The organism is Ruminococcus albus AD2013 (assembly GCF_000526775.1).
GTDB classification, from domain to species: Bacteria; Bacillota; Clostridia; order Oscillospirales; family Ruminococcaceae; genus Hominimerdicola; species Hominimerdicola alba_A.
On record NZ_JAGS01000001.1, the window covers coordinates 3660831 to 3678177 of the forward strand.

A 17347-nucleotide genomic window follows, 5' to 3' on the forward strand; every position below is an offset into this window, starting at 1 on the left:
TTCATAACTGTAACACCTGACCTCATCTGAAATCCGTGAAATAATAACGGTCATTATATTCATAAACATTGCAGCAGCTTATGTTATCCTTGCTGACAAAGTCTTCGTAATAAACTTCCGTATTAACTGTTCTTCCATCATTCAGGCGGACAAGATACCTGTAATCATATGTAGCACCCGGACTTTTTACGAACTTATTTTTTACATATACAGTATCTTCGATCTTCCCTTCATAAACACTGCCTTTGTTCATTATGATCTTTTTATTTCTGCCATAGATCACAGTCTTTACCACTGCAAAAACGATATCCAGCAATACCAGCAGTATCAATGCAGAAAAGGGATTTATCGATATAAGTTCATGCAATACTTCAGTCATACCGGGTTTTCTTTTGGCACAAACTATAACAACTGCCAATAAAAGAACAAAAAGTATTGCTATATCTGTCCATATTTTTGTATATGTATCCTCATTCTTGCATTTATAGTGTTTAGGTTGTTTTTGAAGCATCATACACCAGTCTTTTCTCCATAAGTGTGTTCACTATTCATTATTCAATATTCACATCATCCCCCCAAGATTCCCCATCACAGCGGCACGTGCTTCTTCCGCAAGGGTCAGAGGGATAATATTTTCTTCGGTGATAAGCTGACATTCTGCCAGCGTGTCAAGGATATCCGTCTTGATATCCGCTATGCAGGGAACTCCTGTCAGCACCGCACCGCATTCAAAATCACAGTAGAAACTCCTGCTGTTGAGATTCACACTGCCCACCGTGGCAACTTTGTCATCGCTGACGAACACCTTTGAATGTATGAACCCCGGCGTGAATCGGTAAAGCCTTACCCCCGAAGCCACCAGCCGCTCATAGTGCGTCCGCGCAATAAGCTCCTAAAAAAATCAATCATGCTGACATATAAATACGTTGTCGTGTTCGGGACCATGATAGTAATAATTAAAGTGAATGTACTGTGTATAATTATCATTTTCGGTATAATGATGACAGTCTATACTTTCATCTATTTCCTCGTAAAAATGGTCTATTATTTCAATGAAATCTTCGTAATACCAATCGATATTATTTTCATCAACACAAACTTCTCCACGATTATTTGTAAAAAAACTTACGCTTCCAATACCAAATCCAAAGCTGCCTTTCCAATCAAGGCAATTTCCGTTCTCATCGAAAGAAACAAAATATTCGTTATTATCTTCGAACTTAATATTATGTGTTTTCGTTTCATAATATAAGCTTCCGATAATAACTGTGATCACTCAGTCGTAAGAGCGAGATCTACTGTTGTTTGAATGTAAGGATAACCGCCGAGTATTTCAAGTTTCGATACTAGATTTGTGCAGCTGAATCTTTACGACGGTTATAGACTGACATATCCTAGCGAAAATGGCTCTTACAAAAATGATAATGGAAAAGGCTGTGGACAGACTAGTGAACTGCCAATAGCAATGGTCAAAGGTATTCGTCAAATACAAATATAATCACGTCATATAGTAAAGAAGCCGACGGAAATGTGATAATTCACGGCGATAATTTCTGTATTGAAATCTCTTTTGTCGCAGTATGAGGGGAAACCTTTACCCTAAATTATATTACTGTGTAAAATTTAAGATAATTCGTAACGAATTAACACCTATTTTTCTTACACACCGTTATATTATAAAAACGCTTGGAGAACGGTAAGTACAAAGTATTCGCCCAACAAAACACCACCTATTGAATATATTTCATAGGTGGTAGCTTTATACTAAGATTGCTGATTATTGGAGTTAAGAGTTTTCATTTCTTTGTCTAATAAAGCAAAATGATGAAATAGGGATGACCTTATAATCATATTTATATCTGAAAGAGAAATCTTCGCTCTATCAAGCATTTAAGTAAAAAATCCTTATAGACTTTAGGAATTGTTATATTCAATCTGTTTTCCACTTCGGATATGCGAGTGAATAATTCTTTATCGTTCATAGAGATACCTCGAATTACATTATCAAAGTTAATCTTACCCACAAATTATACCACGTCTACCTTGAAAAAGCAACCACCGAAATACATTCTGTTCGCATATCATATTAAAATTCGCAGTTGAAATTATGCAGGAGGGAGAACTGCCTTTAACAAACTGTATTCTTTTCAGAAAATACCGCCAAAAGCCCGAAAACGTCAGTAGATATATGGAGGGTTTTGTTGCCGCGAAGCACTGCATATCATTATCAATACTGAAATTTTTCAGTGGTTATGCTTAACGAAGCGGTCATTATTTTGGTATTAACTTACAGAACGAACAGTCTGCCCAAAGGAAGAAAAATCAGCAAGGAGAGCGATTTCTCCTTGCTGTATATCAAGTATTAGTTTGTCTGTTAAAATATTCTTGAAAAATGGTGCGAATCTCTCGATTAAAATCAACTTCGTCTTTAATTTCAAAATCATCGAGATAAGCTTTTCGATTGGATTCGTCTCCCCATACGCCGTTATCAAGCCAATCCTCAACATCTGCTCCATACTTTATCAACAAATCAAGGATAGTAATGATGTTTTTATTTGATATGCAATATGCCTCTGGATCATCGCTCCTTGTCCGCTTCAAAATATAATTTCCTCTTGCCGCCAGTACTCCAAGTGGCTGCCAGTTGTTGATTGGATTCTTATCAATTCTTTTTTTGTTCGGATCTGCTCCTAACACAAGCAATCGTTCAATGATCCCTACATATCGTAAGGATTGTTCAATGTGTTTTGTACCAGTATACAGCAAGGTATCCATTGCATATTTAATTGCATCTGATATTACAGGACAACACATACTACCCGGTGGAACTTGTGAGGGGTTTTCTATGAAATCCGGATCAGCACCATTATTGAGCAACAAGTCTATAATATCAAATTCAGCGCATTTCAAAGCAACCTGCAATGGTGATTGTCCTATATCTTTCAATGGTTTTTTTCCAGTGAATACCTCATTTACAACGGCAGGATTTTTTTCAATTCGTTCTCTTATATTTTCGATATTTCCTTGCCGAATTTCCTTGAATAATACATTCATTGTCTCTGCTCTCCATATAGTTTTAATATTTTCAAACATACCAAGTGCCTGCTCTTATTGGTAATTATAGGTCTGTGCCAGGCTCTTTTTCTTTGTTGGGGCTGCAACAGCCCCATGATTACCATGATTTGTATATTATCTTCCGACTTATCATTTAAGTTGACCCGTCCTCAGGGGCATTATTCTTAAGCTTATCAAACCATATGCAGATACAGATCGCCAGAACAGGCAGTATCACATACTCTATGATATCTCTCGAACACTCTACTGCCTGATAAAGAAAGCCTTCGCGAGCATAACCGAACAATCCGTGGACGATCCTGAACGTGCTGTCGGCGAAAGCGTGCAGAAGCATTACGAGAAGCAGATTATCTGACAGCATATATACCGCCGCCCAAAACATTCCAATACACATTGCAGACGGAACCTGAATCAGAGGATTTTCGCCAAAAGCGATGTTGGGAGCATGTCCCAGACCGAAGAACAGACCTGTAACCAAAACAGTGAACAGCCTTCTTTTCACTGTGCTTATATTAAATTTGATAAGACCGTTCATCATGAGTCCTCTCTGAACGCCTTCTTCATAGAACCCGGTTGCAAACTGCTGAACGATCAATATGCTGAGCGTTAAAATATATCTTGTTGTAAAAACGGTTGCAATAAATATATTCAGGAAAGGAAGCAAAATATTGATAATCTGTGGGATCATGATAAGCCACGTCTTCCCTGAAATCTTATTTGTGAATAGCTGCTTCAGCGTGCATTTACTCTCACCGCGTTTGGAATACCCATTCAAAAGTATCAGTCCGGCAGTTCCGCCTGCTGCTCTTATTATAGTGTCTGCTATATAACGCGTGTTTACATCGGGAAATACATTGAAATGCACCATTGGTATCTCTATCGCATAGAACACCAGCATTATGATCGCTGCCTGAACTATCGGTTTCCTGATCTGCGCTATGGTCTGTTTATCGTAATTTTTCATTTGTTTTACCTTTCTCGCTGTATCTTCAAGGATAAATTGCTACAAACTTTAACATTTCTCCCTCGGCAGAACTGAAATATAAAGTTCCAACATTCATCTCAATTTGTGTAAGTAACAATTATATCATAACATCGAAGTGTTGTCAATACAAACGCCATAGTACTTCTGACCTGACATCAGAAATACTATGGCGAGAAACTTCTATATCAGCGCCGACCTTTTCGCATACAGGCAGCGTTATAAATCAAGTAAACCGCAGGTATATTTTTGTGAGAAGTATTTTTTGCAGGACAGACTGATTTATAATAGTATCGGAGAGCTCTAAAGAAAGAATATTGCCTAAAATTCAGACTATAACTTGACTAAAAGTTAGACAGATACAAATGCGGTGTCTAAAACTTAGTCAATAATCTGACTAAATCTTAGACTATTCTAGGTTCGCAAAAACAACTTAGTCTTAAAGTTAGACTAATAACTGACTAAAAGTTAGATAAAAGTATATTTAATCGAGTGCAAGTGTCAAAATATTAGACAGATAAGTGACTAAAATTTTGACAACTATACATTCCAAAACGACAATAATTGTCTTAAAATTAGACTATTTCTTGCTGTTCAAGACGATTATTTCACCTCACGTCAATCTCGTATATAAATATATTAAGATTTTACCAAAATTTACATATTATGACATATATATCCAAATATTGTAAATAGTATTCAAATCTTGAATACTATTATTCAAGTCTTGAATAAAACGCTTTAGTACGCTAAAACTAACTTTAGCACGCTAAAACTAATTAGTTTCATATTTCTAAAACTAATTTCATATTTCTAAAACTAAATTTAGTTTTAGCGTAATAAAGGAAAATTCTGGAAAAATAATTCAAAACTTGAATTTAAAAGTGCCTCAAATGAAGCAAAAATCTTCAAAATCCTAAAACTAATTCGAAAAGTTAGTTTTAGACTCATAAAGGAAAATAGAAACGAAAACATACCCAAATGATACCCAAAACATACCCAAATCGGAGGAAATCCCGGGCTACAAACAGCGTTTGAGTTCATTTCTGCCTTAAAACTACCCTAAAACTGCACCAAAACTGGATTTTTTCATTCGTTTTTTCTTCACTTTTTACCTCCAAAAATTCAAATCTTGAATTTAAACCAAAAATCAGGGGGGACCAACTTTTTTTCAAGAGAAAAATCGACCTCATGAAAGAATATTAAAACGAAAATACACACGCCGGGCAAAGAAAATATAAAACATAGATGCAGTTCTGCTCTCTTGTAAGGTGTCAAAAAATTAGACAATAAAAAAATCCTATCGTTTCATCCTACCTTTATAACATTTTTCCGTCATACTTCAAAATCAACCAACCTCAAATACTTTTCTCTAATACTTGAATATTCTTTGATGAAAGAATCAATGGAGGTCTATCAACATGAAAAAGAACCAACTTGATATGTCCGAACTTATTGATCCTATGGAAGAAAAGCTCTTCAGACGATGTGTTGACATACTGTTGCCTGATACTCCGTCAATTTTTATGAGCCAGTAGTCAAAACCTTTTCATGCATCTATCTGTCACGATCTGACCTCGCCTGTTTTTTCATTACAGTCAACTGTAGCTTTTGCTCTTGCACCGCCTGCCGTAGAACCTATCTCCATCAACTGCATTTTTGCCTGCTTCCGCATCGGACAAAACTGTGCTACTTTTTCGGAAAGCACTTGCGAAAACAAGTTTTGTCATATCGGTAACATCGACTTCACCCGTTATCTGCATAGGTCCGGCAGACGGAACATATTCAAGCGCTCCCATGCCGCGTTTGCCTGTATAACACAACCTTTCAATAGGAGTAAAAGACTTGGAAGAACGCCCTTGACCTGCAAGTCATTTGTCAATGACAGCATTACCGAATTTGTCAGGAAGAGAATCAGCCAGAAGACCGGGAATACCGTGAAATGCTTCAACATGGCTGAGCTCGGGGAATGAATATACCCTATTGGATAAAGGCATTTTAAACGGTGAAAGTTCTATTCCGCTGGTCAGAAACTTTTTGTCATATTCAAAGCTAGCCGAAACATCATCTACACCTTGATGAACAAACCCTATGCGAGTTCCCCAAAGGTACACTTCTGCCGTTTCTATCATTTTTCATCGCCCCATTTCCAGTCATTATCGTTTTGTCTGCGTTTTCTTGCACGCTTTTTAGGAGTGTTGTTTTCAACATAGTAGGAAGGACGTTCCTGAGGATCGGGTATCAACAAATCCAGTTTTTCCTCAAGTTCCAGTGCTTTGAGCAGCTTTATCAGGTTTATCAGACCGATATCGCTGCCATTTTCAAAACGCGCAATAGTACCTACCGATACCATTGACTTTTCTGCAAGTTCTGTTCTTGTCATCGGATAATCTATGCGATACTGCTTGAATCTTGAACCAAGCTCTGCAGCAATGGCTTTATTTTGCAGCTCTTTGTTTATTTTCATAACGAACGCTCCTCTCTTTCTTCTATGCTTGTTGATCATTATACTGCGTTTATATATAAAATACAATATGTTATTTATTAACTTTGATATTTATATATAAAATATTATATATTGTCTTTTATAAATATGCTGTGTATTGCTTTTTATATGTATTATATCTCATGCTTATTATCATGCAGATCGTTTGGTGCATTGGTATTGACCAATCACTCTGATACATAATGCCAAACTACATGGATCAATTTGGATAGTCCAATTTGCTTCGTGGAGTTTATTATACTTCATTAGCCTTCAGCGTGGTAGGTGCGGGAGGAGTATACGCTCACAATAAAACTGCCTTAAATTTAGATAAATAACTGTTTGAATATCGGACAGTTATTTATTCGTCTTAAATTAAGTGTCTAAAATTCAGATAGATAAATGTCTAAAATTTAGATAGATACAAGCACTCTCGAACAACCAAGTCTAATTTTTCGACTGATTATTGACTAATATTTAGACAAAAATGCAACTGATAAGGCACAGGTGATAAAAAATTAGACAAATAAGTGTCTTAAAACTAGACAGATATGCGCTCTTAAATAACATAAATAGTCTAAAATTTAGGCTGATTTTAGTTGCTTGGGATGTTCTCTGATCTCCGAATGAAGCGATTATATAAATATATTAAGATCTTACCGAAATTTACATATTTTGGTATATGTAGCCAAATATTGTAAATACTTTTCCATGATTTGTAAATTATTATTCAACCGTTGAATAAATCTCTTCAATAATAAGAATAATATTATTCAAACCTTGAAGAAAACGCTTTAGTACGCTAAAACTAATTAGTTTCATATTTCTAAAACTAATTTCATATTTCTAAAACTAAATTTAGTTTTAGCGCGACGAAGGAAAATTCTGGAAAAAGTATTCAAAACTTGAATTTAAAAGTGCCTCAAATGAAGCAAAAATCTTCAAAATCCTAAAACTAAATCGGAAAGTTAGTTTTAGGACTCTTAGAGGAAAATAGAAACGAAAACATACCCAAATGATACCCAAAACATACCCAAATCGGAGGAAATCCCGGGCTACAAACAGCGTTTGAGTTCATTTCTACTCTAAAACTACCCTAAAACTGCACCAAAACTGGATATTTTCATTCGTTTTATCCTCCTTTTATACTCTCAAAAATTCAAAACTTGAATACTTTTAAAAAATGAGGGGGACAAATTTTTTCTCCAACAGAAAAAGCGAACTCATGAAAGAATATTAAAACGAAATTCAACTCATCGGACAAAGAAAATATAAAACACAGATGCATCTTGGCTTCTTTGTATGGTGTCTAAAATTTAGACAGTAATAAAACCTGTCGTTTCATCACAACTTCACTTTATTTTCACCTCATTTCAAAATCAAACACCATCAGATATATTTCTCTAATACTTGAAATAATCTTTCCCAAAACAAAAAGATAATTCAAGGATAACGCAGACGGTGCGGTGGTGGAGAGAATACAAATAGATTAGAAGCCCCCGCAGCCTAAACTGCGGGGGCTTCTTGTTCTGACGGTTTTTCTGTCTGAGTTCAAACTGACGCTGATGTTATAACACAATGCGCTCATCGATCCTTCTTGCAAAGGAATATGTGTACGGTCCAAAATACTTTCCCCAGAAATTAAGCGCAGTAGGGTTAAGAGTTTCGCAGTCCACACCGAGGTGAGTTACGCCCTCAGCTTTAAGCGTTTCGATGATAAATCCAAGCAAGCCCTGCGCAGTTCCCTTTCCGCGATACTTTTCATCAAAGTATGCACCGCAGATATTTTTCATCGTGTTGTGTCTGGTAATAAAGTTTTCTGCCTCATCCTCCAGGGAGATAAAGCCGATGATCTCACCGTCTGCCTCTGCGGCAAACACTCGCAGATCTCCGTTCTTAAACCATTGCTCATAGCGCTCCATATCAGTCGAGAAGAATACCGGCGCTCTTTCCAGATGCTTTACAAGCCCGTTTCTCAGTTCCCTTATTCTTTCAAATTCATTTGGCGGCAATTCAGCAAAATGAATGTTTCCCGGATCATAAGAAATAGCAAAGCTTGAGATTTCCCTGACAGAATCCGAACAGCGTATTCCGAAGCCATTGAGCACAAAGGATCTCGCAGCTTCCTCATCGTGAGCGTATCTGCTTAGCGCACAACTGAAAACAGCCTGCTTCACAAATTCTTCCGATGCGCTTGCAAAAAGCATTGAAGCCAGCCTGCCCCGGTTTTTAAACTCATAGGAAAAAGCACTGCCGCCGAGAGGCGAAAACACGCCATTTACATCTCCGAAAAAGCCGTCCCAAGGGCCTGCAAAAACCAGATAGCCCACAAGCCTTCCGTCATACAGAGCGGCTTTCCCGAATTGCTGACTGCTTAACCAGTGCAGCATTCCTGTCAGCTGTTCGCTGAAATCCACACAGGGCAGGTCGGGACAATGTGTTCTTTCCGCTTCAAGCTCCGCAAGTGCCAGCTCAACAGCCTCTTCAATATGTTTTTCACTGAATTTTTCAAATATAATATTCATTTCCTGAACCCCTTTTTCAGTCCTTTGCTGCCCTGACGGAGAACGTGTCGCAGATATACAGTCATATCCTGTTTTTTCACATTATACCATATTTTCTTGTGTTACGCAATGATCAAATAAAAAAATATGACTTCTTTTTAGCCACTTTTTTATTTTTTCCTGTGATCGTAAAAAAAGAGGTGGGAGAGCGTTCCACCATCCCCATTATCATCCTTTTCTTCTTTTATCCCTTTGAGTTCATTCTCTCATCCACCTCATTATCCACAGACGCATCATTTACCCTTTCCTTATTTCTCATCATTCAAAAAAAAACAACTATATATAATTTTCACTTATGAATTTATATATACTTGCAATCTAAAATCATTCGCTTATTATTTTTCCTGAATACTTCATTATATTTTCTAATAGTACATTTTCTTTTCATATACTCTGTTTATTTGACGGTTATCTTAGTTTCACTTTCCGTCAATAGTATAAACTAATAATATTTTCTAATATAAAAATTGACGAATGGTCAAGAAAAACGAAACGATATTATTGACATTGATGGTCATGTGTGCTAACATATTATTGATATATTGCCGTTTCGGCACTAGAATTCAGGAGGACATAAATATGAAGTTAAAAAAAGTTTTAGCAGTAGTGATGTCACTTTGTATGGTGGCAGGAACTGTCAGCTACGGCGCACCTATTATAACACAGAGCATAACTGCGCAGGCGGCTGATTCAGCAACAAGCGGCTTTTCATTTAACCAAACAACAGGTATGCTTACGCTTAGCGGTACTGTTGATGGTGATGCTTTACGTAAATTTAACAATACCTATCGCGATAACGTTTGGTCTGTCATAGTTTTGGAAGGAACTGTTCTTCCTGAAGACTGCAGCAAGCTTTTTTGCGAATATCCTTGTTATTCCATCGACCTTTCAAATGCGGATACAAGTAATGTAAAAAATATGAGCAGAATGTTCGATAACTGTTGCAATCTTAAATCGCTCAATTTAAGTGGATTTGATACAAGCAATGTTACTGATATGAGCTATATGTTCAATGAGTGTAGCAAACTTTATTCTCTCGATGTAAGCGGATTTGATACAAGCAACGTTACAGATATGGGTGATATGTTCTCTCTTTGTGACCAATTAACATCGCTTGATGTAAGCAGATTTAACACAAGCAAAGTTACAGATATGAGTGGTATGTTCAATTCCTGTCTTAGCTTGTCAACGCTTGATGTTAGCGGTTTTGACACAAGCAATGTTACAGATATGTGTGATATGTTCTGGGGCTGTGCAAAATTGACGTCACTTGATATTAGCAAATTTGACACAAGCAAAGTTACAAATATGGGTGGTATGTTCTGTGCCTGTAATAAATTGACTACACTTGATGTAAGCGGATTTGATACAAGCAAAGTAACCGATATGTCAGGAATGTTCGCTTCAACTAACTTATCAACACTTGATGTAAGCGGATTTGATACAAGCAAAGTAACCGATATGATGGCAATGTTCTCTTCAAGAAATTTGACCGAACTTGATCTGAGCTCGTTTGATACAAGCAAAGTTACAAAGATGAACTGGATGTTCTCTTTTAATCTACGTTCCCTTACTCTTGGCGAGAATTTCAAAAATGTTCCCGAAGAAGCAGAACTTTATAATGACAAAGGCTGGGTAAATTCCAAAGACATCGCGACTGTAGTCAGCGGTAACGGAGAGTATGCAGTTATCGAAAACACCGGCAAGAACACCTATAAGCGCTTACCTATCGTTGAAGAAACCAAGCTTACCTACCCTACTAACATCAAAGTCGAGTACATAAAAAAATACCACCAGGTAAGATTCACATGGGATAAGGTCGAAAGTGCTGACAAATACAGCATTGCTGTTTTCCTTGCAGGCAAGTGGAGAGTTCAGAAACAGGATATCACCGGCACTGTTTATACATCTCCCAAAAATCTCACCCCGGGGAAGTCATACAAAGTCGCTATCGCTGCCAGAGTTGACGGAAAATGGGACACAGCAAATGCTATAAAACATTCGGGTACTGTTACTATAAGGTGACAGTTCAAAATTGATTCGATTTGATAAATGCAAAACGGGACTGTTTCAACTAAGCAACAGCTCCTTCAAATTTGTCTCAACAAGAACAAGCTCTTTATTCTTAAAGGAGGAGGATCATATGAAAATTTTCAAACGCTTGACCGCTCTGCTTTGTACCGGTGGAATGCTCCTTATGTCAGCACCACACTGTGTTCTCACCTCTCATGCGGCACAAACAGTCAAGCTGTCACCGGATAATACTTTTACCATAAACAATGGCGAATTTGAGGGCTGGGGTACATCTCTTTGCTGGTGGGCCAATCGCCTCGGCTATTCTGACTCGCTGGCACAGCAGGCAGCGGATGTGTTCTACGGTGATGAAGGTCTACGTCTTAATATTGCTCGCTTTAATATCGGCGGCGGTGATGATCCAAGCCACAATCATATCACACGAACCGATTCCAATATGCCGGGATATACTAAGTATAGCAACGGAAAAATTACCTATGATTGGAGTGCTGATGCCAATCAGCGCAATGTGCTTATGCGGTCTATTCAGGCTGCCGGAGATGATATGATTGTGGAAATGTTCTCCAATTCGCCGCCCTATTACATGACGAAGAGCGGCTGTTCGTCAGGATCGGCAGATGCCAAAAGCAACAATCTGAAGGACGACCAATACGATGATTTTGCGCGGTATTTCGCGGAGGTTTGCTATCACTATCAGCACGACTGGGGCGTGAAGATCCAGAGCGCGGAAGCTATGAATGAGCCGTATACCAACTTCTGGAAGGCCAACAGCTACAAGCAGGAGGGCTGTCACTTCGATCAGGGAAGCTCGCAGTCAACCATGATCGTGGAGCTGCAAAAGGCGATGCGTGACAAGGGAATGGGCGATGTTATTCTTTGCGGTACGGATGAGACCTCCATTGACACGCAGATTAGCTCTTTTAACAATCTCTCTAATGATGCAAAAAAAGCGATCGGTCGTATCGACACCCACACCTACGGCGGCAGCAAACGTGCCGAGCTAAAAAATATTGCCCTGTCCAACGGAAAAAATCTCTGGATGAGCGAGGTGGACAGCAGCGGCACGGCCGGGACGAATGCAGGCGAAATGAGTGCGGCACTCTGGCTGGCACAGCGTATCACGACCGATGTCAACGACATGAACGCATCGGCGTGGATCATGTGGCAGGTGATCGACAGCCACATTTCAAAGAACGGCTACAACGGCCGAAAGGATACCGGTATGGTGGACACGCAGAAGGGCTACTGGGGCGTGGCAGTTGCCAACCATGATGCAAATAAGATCGTTCTGACGAAGAAATACTACGCTTTCGGACAGTACTCGCGCTATATTCGCCCCGGTATGATTATGCTGAACTCCTCCGGCAATACTGTTGCCGCTTATGATCCTGAGACGGGACAGATCGTGGCTGTTTCCTACAATACAAGCGGCAGCAGTGCTGACATAACTTTCGATCTTTCAGACTTTGCTGAGGTTGGCAGCACGGCAAATGCGATCCGCACGAGCAAGAATGAGAACTGGAAGAATGTGGGCACTATCAATCTAAACGGCAAAACGCTGAATGCAACCTTGCCCGGCAATTCCATCACAACGTTTGTCATTGAGGGAAATGGCAGTATAGGCGGCAATGAGATCAAGGTGCAGGCTGACAAGCTAAGCGGCTCTGACTCGTGGAAGCAAAATGCAGATACCGATTTCCACAAGGCTTTTGACGGCGACAACGCAACATACTTCGACGGCACGAGAGCCGGCTGGGTACAGGCAGATCTGGGTGCGGTCTACGATCTGAGCGCACTTGCTTACTGCCCTCGTCAGAACTATGAATACCGTATGGTGGATGGCTATTTCGAGGTGTCGATGGACGGCACAGACTGGCAGAGCATACACACAATTAGTGAGAATCCCACATTTGCCATGCACAAAGTGAAACTTGAAAAGCCGATCACGGCACGTTATATCCGCTATGCAGTACCAGAGGGCAAGCCGCGCAACAGCTACAACACAAATGATGTTTATTGCTGTAATGTAGCGGAAATCAAGCTCTATGGCACGCTGAATCCGGAGGCGAGCTTTACAAAATTAGCGCCCGAAGCAACAAGCGGTACAGATTCGTGGAAGCAGCAGGAAGGCTACAATTACGGAAAGGCGTTTGATGGCGATACTGCAACCTACTTTGACGGTGTGGGTGCAGGCTGGGTACAGGCTGATCTTGGGGAAATATGTGAGCTGAATGCGATCGCCTACACTCCCCGAAAGGGCTATGAGGCGCGTATGGTGGATGGCTATTTCAGCGTTTCCGAGGATGGTACAAGCTGGCAGACGGTACACACGATCGGCAGGATGCCCACATCGGACACACAGACCGTTATGCTCGATGCACCGGTGAAAGCACGGTATATCCGCTACGCTGTTCCAGAGGGAAGGCCGAATAACGGCGTGAATACCGATGATGTGTACTGCTGCAATATTGCGGAGCTTACGTTCTATGGCGCTGTACTGCCGAATGCGGTAATCAGCAACACTATAAAAGTTGAATACAGCGAGAAATATCACCAGGTAAGATTCACATGGGATAAAGTCGAAGGTGCTGACAAATACGGTATCGCTGTTTATCTTGCAGGCAAGTGGAGAGTACAGAACCAGAACATCACCGGTACGGTTTATACATCTCCCAAGAACCTGACACCCGGTAAGAAATACAGAGTCGCAATCGCTGCAAGGGTGAACGGCAAATGGGATACCGCAAACGCTATCAAACATTCAGGTACCGTCACCATAAGATAACAGGCGGCATTGATATTTGATCTTATTGAAGACGTAACACCCACGTGGATACTAAATGTGAGTATCTACGTGGGTGCTTTACATCTTATCCTGACATAATCAAAATGATAATTAGGGTAAGCGTATAAACCTCCGCACCTACCCCACCAATATCTAAAGAAGTATAATAAACTCCAAACAACTCCATAGATCAAATATACTTTGTATATTTTTCTGTATAAAAAAAGACCCCACATAAAAGTGAGGTCAGATAAGTTGGATCATGCGGGAGTAAAAGCGCAGCCGGCTCTTTCACAAGCAGCTTTCATTTCTTCGATCTCTTTTTCTCTTCTTTTTCTTCTCCAGTATTCCTCATAATGTTTAGTACCGGGTTCAAAAACCGTTTTGACATAATCATAATGAGAATTTTCAGGAGGAAGAGTAGTCATCGGCAGTTTTTCTTTAAGTTCTACTTGTTCAGATTCAATAACCGACTAATCATTTGATAATTTAACAGAATAATTATCACGTTAATATGATTAATAATTTGCATCCGTTTCCTTATTAAGTGGATTATATAAAAAGTCACAATTTCCCAAATATAATTATATTAAACTGTTGACATCAAAAACAAAATTGTGTATAATTAATTATAGAATAAGCGCTGCAGCTGTTTTATTCGATAATTTTATATAATTAAAAGGAGTTTAATTATGAAAAAGTTGAATGAATCAGAAATGAAAACGTTTAATGGCGGCTACGGCTCGGGTTGGGCAGAGGCAGGAGATGAGTATCTACCAGTCAAAGATTATCGAGCTGGTGATGAACGTGACCACAGCGGAAGCTATAAAGAACATTGGTGGAGTGGATATATTTCTTATATAGTTTATCATCATGCTGGTGGGAATGGAGAAGCAAGCTACAACTATAGAACAGCATAAAATGCAGTTTTAATAAAGTTGTCTAACTACGGATAGTATATAGTTTAAATTCATAAATATCCGATCGACACAGCGATGATGTATGGACTGCTGTCAGATATTTTTTCTGACAGCAGTCCATCATATTAAAAATATATAATTAGTGTTCTTTGAAAGTGAGCAATTAGAATGAAATATCCCCATATAAAGCAACATGATGAAAAAGATTGCGGCGCGGCCTGTCTTTGTATGATATCTGAATTTCATGGATTAAAGATTCCGATTGCAAAAGCAAGGTCGCTTATCAAAGTTGACAATATAGGAGCAAACGTATATGGATTGGTTGATGGAGCCCAAAAGATAGGCTTGAATGGAGAAGGACTCGGAGGCAGTTTTGAAGAACTTAATGACGGTATAATATCAGGCGAAGTGAAATTTCCTTTTGTAGCGAGAATAATCAATGAATATGGATATGAACACTATGTTGTAGTCTGGAAAATCAAAAAGAATTCTTATTTGATCAGCGATCCTGGATGTCAAAGAAAAAGCACTGTAACGTTAGAATTGTTTAAACAATGTTGGCTCGGTCAAATCGTTACATTTGAAAAAACTGAAAAGTTTCATACAGGTAATGAAAGAAAAGGATCGTTCAGAAAGTTCTTTAAATATATTATAAAACAAAAAAAGCTTGTTACCTGTGTATGTGTTTTATCTTTGATAATGTCAATAATAAACGTGACCGGTTCTTTTGTATTCAATTATGTTGTAAAAGAGTCACAACATACAGTTATAACCAAACAAATTGAAGATGAACGAAACGGTCAGGAATATGAAGCCGGTGTAATATCTAACAAAGAGAATAGTGATCATTTATCCCAGGATATTCCTTCGGCAGATCGGAACCTTGTGGCTGATGGAAAGATCGATAGTCTTATATCCAAAATAATGCCATCATTAAAATCAGTATGTATCACAGCGATTCTATTGTATATACTGAAAATGATACTTGATATTATTCGCGGTAAAGCCATGGCTAAAATGTCAAAATATGTAGAATTTCCTCTTACAATGGAGTTCTACGATCATTTGATAGATCTTCCGGCAGGGTTTTATGGTAATAGAAATACCGGCGAGTATATGTCGCGATTTAAAGATACTGCCTATATAAAATCAGCCATTAGTAACGCTACACTGACTATTATTTTAGACAGTATGATGGCAGTTGCATCAGGATTATTTCTCTGTTGGTTAAGTCCTAAGCTTTTTCTTATTACGTGTATTACTATCTTTGTTTACACAATAATTCTTCTGGCATTCAGAAAACCTTTATCCGACGTAAATTATAAAATGATGGAATCTGACAGTATCGTAACTTCGTATTTGAAAGAAACTATCGACGGTATAGAGACTATCAAATCATATAATTATATGATCCCTGTAAAGAAAAAGGTTAGAGCATTGTATGGTGAGCAATTGGATCATGGCGTAAGGGGAAATGTTATGGGAACTATACTCGGATCAATAATGACAATGGTATCATCTATAAGCATGGTATTACTTCTTTGGACGGGAGCAAATTTATGCATCAAAGGTCAACTGATGCTATCGGATCTGCTGGTATTTTATTATATGATGGGTTATTTTTTACAGCCTGTTGGAAATCTTGTCAATCTACAGCCAACGATACAAACTGCTATGGTTGCAGCAGAAAGACTTAATGATATTCTGGATGCAGAAAAAGAAAATAATGATAAACGTTCTCCACATAATCTGAAAGAAGATATCATTTTTGACAAAGTAGTTTTCAGCTATGGAAATCGTGAACCTGTTTTGAAAGAGTTATCATTAACATGTAAAGCAGGGACGAAAACTGCACTTGTGGGTGAAAGCGGAAGCGGTAAAACTACTATTGCAAAGCTGTTAATGGCTTTTCATGAAGTCGAAACCGGAGAGGTCACTATCGGAAATATACCGATCAATGATTATTCGCCCATAGAACTTAGGAAACATATTTCATACATTTCGCAAACAACATCATTATTTGCGGATACTATCATGAATAATATAAAAATAGGTAATCCGAATGCATCTGATGAAGATGTTGTGGATATATGCAAGAAATGTGGCATAGATTCTTTTGCTGAAAAACTGCCAATGGGTTATAACACCAAAATTGAAGAAAACGGAAAGAATCTCTCCGGCGGACAAAGACAAAGACTTGCAATTGCCAGAGCTTTGATAAGAAAACCTGATATACTGATCATGGACGAAGCAACAAGTAATCTTGATACGATATCTGAAAAGATGATCCGAGATATAATTGACTCGTTACCCAAAGATATTACCATTCTGATAATCGCACACAGACTTAAAACTGTAATGAATTGTGATAATATATGTGTTGTTAAAGATGGAAGGATTGTCGAAGAGGGTAAGCACGATCAATTATTGGCACAAAATGGTTATTACTCGCAAATATGGGGTTGAATAAATTGTCGTAACACTCAACTCTTATTTGGCAGA

Annotated in this window: 14 protein-coding genes; 4 read left to right on the forward strand and 10 right to left on the reverse strand. The window is 38.6% G+C overall.

Going from position 1 to position 17347, the window contains the following annotated elements; translation table 11 throughout:
* Positions 1-22 precede the first annotated feature (22 nt).
* From N773_RS0116475 to N773_RS0116520, 9 genes are all read right to left on the reverse strand, one after another.
* Positions 23-379 carry a hypothetical protein gene (locus N773_RS0116475; RefSeq protein ID WP_155250912.1) on the reverse strand — a complete coding sequence of 119 codons (357 nt, stop codon included), beginning with the start codon at positions 377-379 and terminating at the stop codon, positions 23-25.
* A gap of 183 nt (positions 380-562) precedes the next feature.
* On the reverse strand, positions 563-886 hold the full coding sequence (locus N773_RS0116480; protein WP_080678361.1) for a phospholipase D-like domain-containing protein: 324 nt from the start codon (positions 884-886) through the stop codon (positions 563-565).
* A 15-nt stretch (positions 887-901) separates the two neighbouring features.
* Complete coding sequence (locus N773_RS22675) at positions 902-1276, reverse strand: hypothetical protein (RefSeq protein WP_196231651.1); 375 nt, start codon at positions 1274-1276, stop codon at positions 902-904.
* 1079 nt (positions 1277-2355) lie between these two features.
* Complete coding sequence (locus N773_RS0116490; RefSeq protein ID WP_024858826.1) at positions 2356-3093, reverse strand: ankyrin repeat domain-containing protein; 738 nt, start codon at positions 3091-3093, stop codon at positions 2356-2358.
* 115 nt (positions 3094-3208) lie between these two features.
* Positions 3209-4039, reverse strand: coding sequence for a CPBP family intramembrane glutamic endopeptidase (locus N773_RS0116495; protein ID WP_024858827.1), 831 nt, complete (start codon positions 4037-4039; stop codon positions 3209-3211).
* Positions 4040-5655: 1616 nt separating this feature from the next.
* Complete coding sequence (locus N773_RS22795; RefSeq protein WP_024858828.1) at positions 5656-5856, reverse strand: hypothetical protein; 201 nt, start codon at positions 5854-5856, stop codon at positions 5656-5658.
* Positions 5857-5928: 72 nt separating this feature from the next.
* Positions 5929-6189, reverse strand: coding sequence for a HipA N-terminal domain-containing protein (locus N773_RS22800; RefSeq protein WP_024858829.1), 261 nt, complete (start codon positions 6187-6189; stop codon positions 5929-5931).
* Positions 6186-6524, reverse strand: a complete 339-nt coding sequence (locus tag N773_RS20420; RefSeq protein ID WP_024858830.1) for a helix-turn-helix domain-containing protein — start codon at positions 6522-6524, stop codon at positions 6186-6188. The genes N773_RS22800 and N773_RS20420 overlap by 4 nt, the downstream gene beginning before the upstream one ends.
* A 1586-nt stretch (positions 6525-8110) precedes the next feature.
* Positions 8111-9067: a GNAT family N-acetyltransferase gene (locus N773_RS0116520; RefSeq protein ID WP_024858831.1), complete on the reverse strand. Its 957-nt coding sequence runs from the start codon at positions 9065-9067 to the stop codon at positions 8111-8113.
* A 618-nt stretch (positions 9068-9685) separates the two neighbouring features.
* Here N773_RS0116520 and N773_RS21435 point away from each other — a divergent pair.
* Positions 9686-11131: a BspA family leucine-rich repeat surface protein gene (locus N773_RS21435; RefSeq protein WP_024858832.1), complete on the forward strand. Its 1446-nt coding sequence runs from the start codon at positions 9686-9688 to the stop codon at positions 11129-11131.
* Between the two features lie 118 nt (positions 11132-11249).
* The gene (locus N773_RS0116530) at positions 11250-13925 is read left to right on the forward strand and encodes a discoidin domain-containing protein (RefSeq protein ID WP_024858833.1); all 2676 of its coding nucleotides are present in this window, start codon (positions 11250-11252) and stop codon (positions 13923-13925) included.
* 260 nt (positions 13926-14185) lie between these two features.
* Here N773_RS0116530 and N773_RS22315 read toward each other — a convergent pair whose 3' ends face one another.
* Positions 14186-14353, reverse strand: a complete 168-nt coding sequence (locus N773_RS22315) for a hypothetical protein (RefSeq protein ID WP_155250913.1) — start codon at positions 14351-14353, stop codon at positions 14186-14188.
* Positions 14354-14617: 264 nt separating this feature from the next.
* Between N773_RS22315 and N773_RS0116540 the strand changes: the two genes are divergently transcribed.
* Positions 14618-14845: a hypothetical protein gene (locus N773_RS0116540; RefSeq protein WP_024858834.1), complete on the forward strand. Its 228-nt coding sequence runs from the start codon at positions 14618-14620 to the stop codon at positions 14843-14845.
* A 168-nt stretch (positions 14846-15013) separates the two neighbouring features.
* A complete protein-coding gene (locus N773_RS0116545; protein WP_024858835.1) occupies positions 15014-17311 on the forward strand; it encodes a peptidase domain-containing ABC transporter in 2298 nt (765 codons plus the stop codon).
* The last annotated feature ends 36 nt before the right edge of the window (positions 17312-17347 follow it).

Excerpts from the sequence above, each read along its gene's own strand:
- N773_RS0116490 (WP_024858826.1), bottom strand. The coding sequence starts at position 3,093 with ATGTTTGAAAATATTAAAACTATATGGAGAGCAGAGACAATGAATGTA.
- N773_RS0116540 (WP_024858834.1), top strand. The coding sequence starts at position 14,618 with ATGAAAAAGTTGAATGAATCAGAAATGAAAACGTTTAATGGCGGCTAC.
- N773_RS0116520 (WP_024858831.1), bottom strand. The coding sequence starts at position 9,067 with ATGAATATTATATTTGAAAAATTCAGTGAAAAACATATTGAAGAGGCT.
- N773_RS22795 (WP_024858828.1), bottom strand. The coding sequence starts at position 5,856 with ATGGGAGCGCTTGAATATGTTCCGTCTGCCGGACCTATGCAGATAACG.
- N773_RS20420 (WP_024858830.1), bottom strand. The coding sequence starts at position 6,524 with ATGAAAATAAACAAAGAGCTGCAAAATAAAGCCATTGCTGCAGAGCTT.
- N773_RS0116475 (WP_155250912.1), bottom strand. The coding sequence starts at position 379 with ATGACTGAAGTATTGCATGAACTTATATCGATAAATCCCTTTTCTGCA.
- N773_RS0116545 (WP_024858835.1), top strand. The coding sequence starts at position 15,014 with ATGAAATATCCCCATATAAAGCAACATGATGAAAAAGATTGCGGCGCG.
- N773_RS0116530 (WP_024858833.1), top strand. The coding sequence starts at position 11,250 with ATGAAAATTTTCAAACGCTTGACCGCTCTGCTTTGTACCGGTGGAATG.
- N773_RS22315 (WP_155250913.1), bottom strand. The coding sequence starts at position 14,353 with ATGACTACTCTTCCTCCTGAAAATTCTCATTATGATTATGTCAAAACG.
- N773_RS21435 (WP_024858832.1), top strand. The coding sequence starts at position 9,686 with ATGAAGTTAAAAAAAGTTTTAGCAGTAGTGATGTCACTTTGTATGGTG.
- N773_RS22800 (WP_024858829.1), bottom strand. The coding sequence starts at position 6,189 with ATGATAGAAACGGCAGAAGTGTACCTTTGGGGAACTCGCATAGGGTTT.
- N773_RS0116495 (WP_024858827.1), bottom strand. The coding sequence starts at position 4,039 with ATGAAAAATTACGATAAACAGACCATAGCGCAGATCAGGAAACCGATA.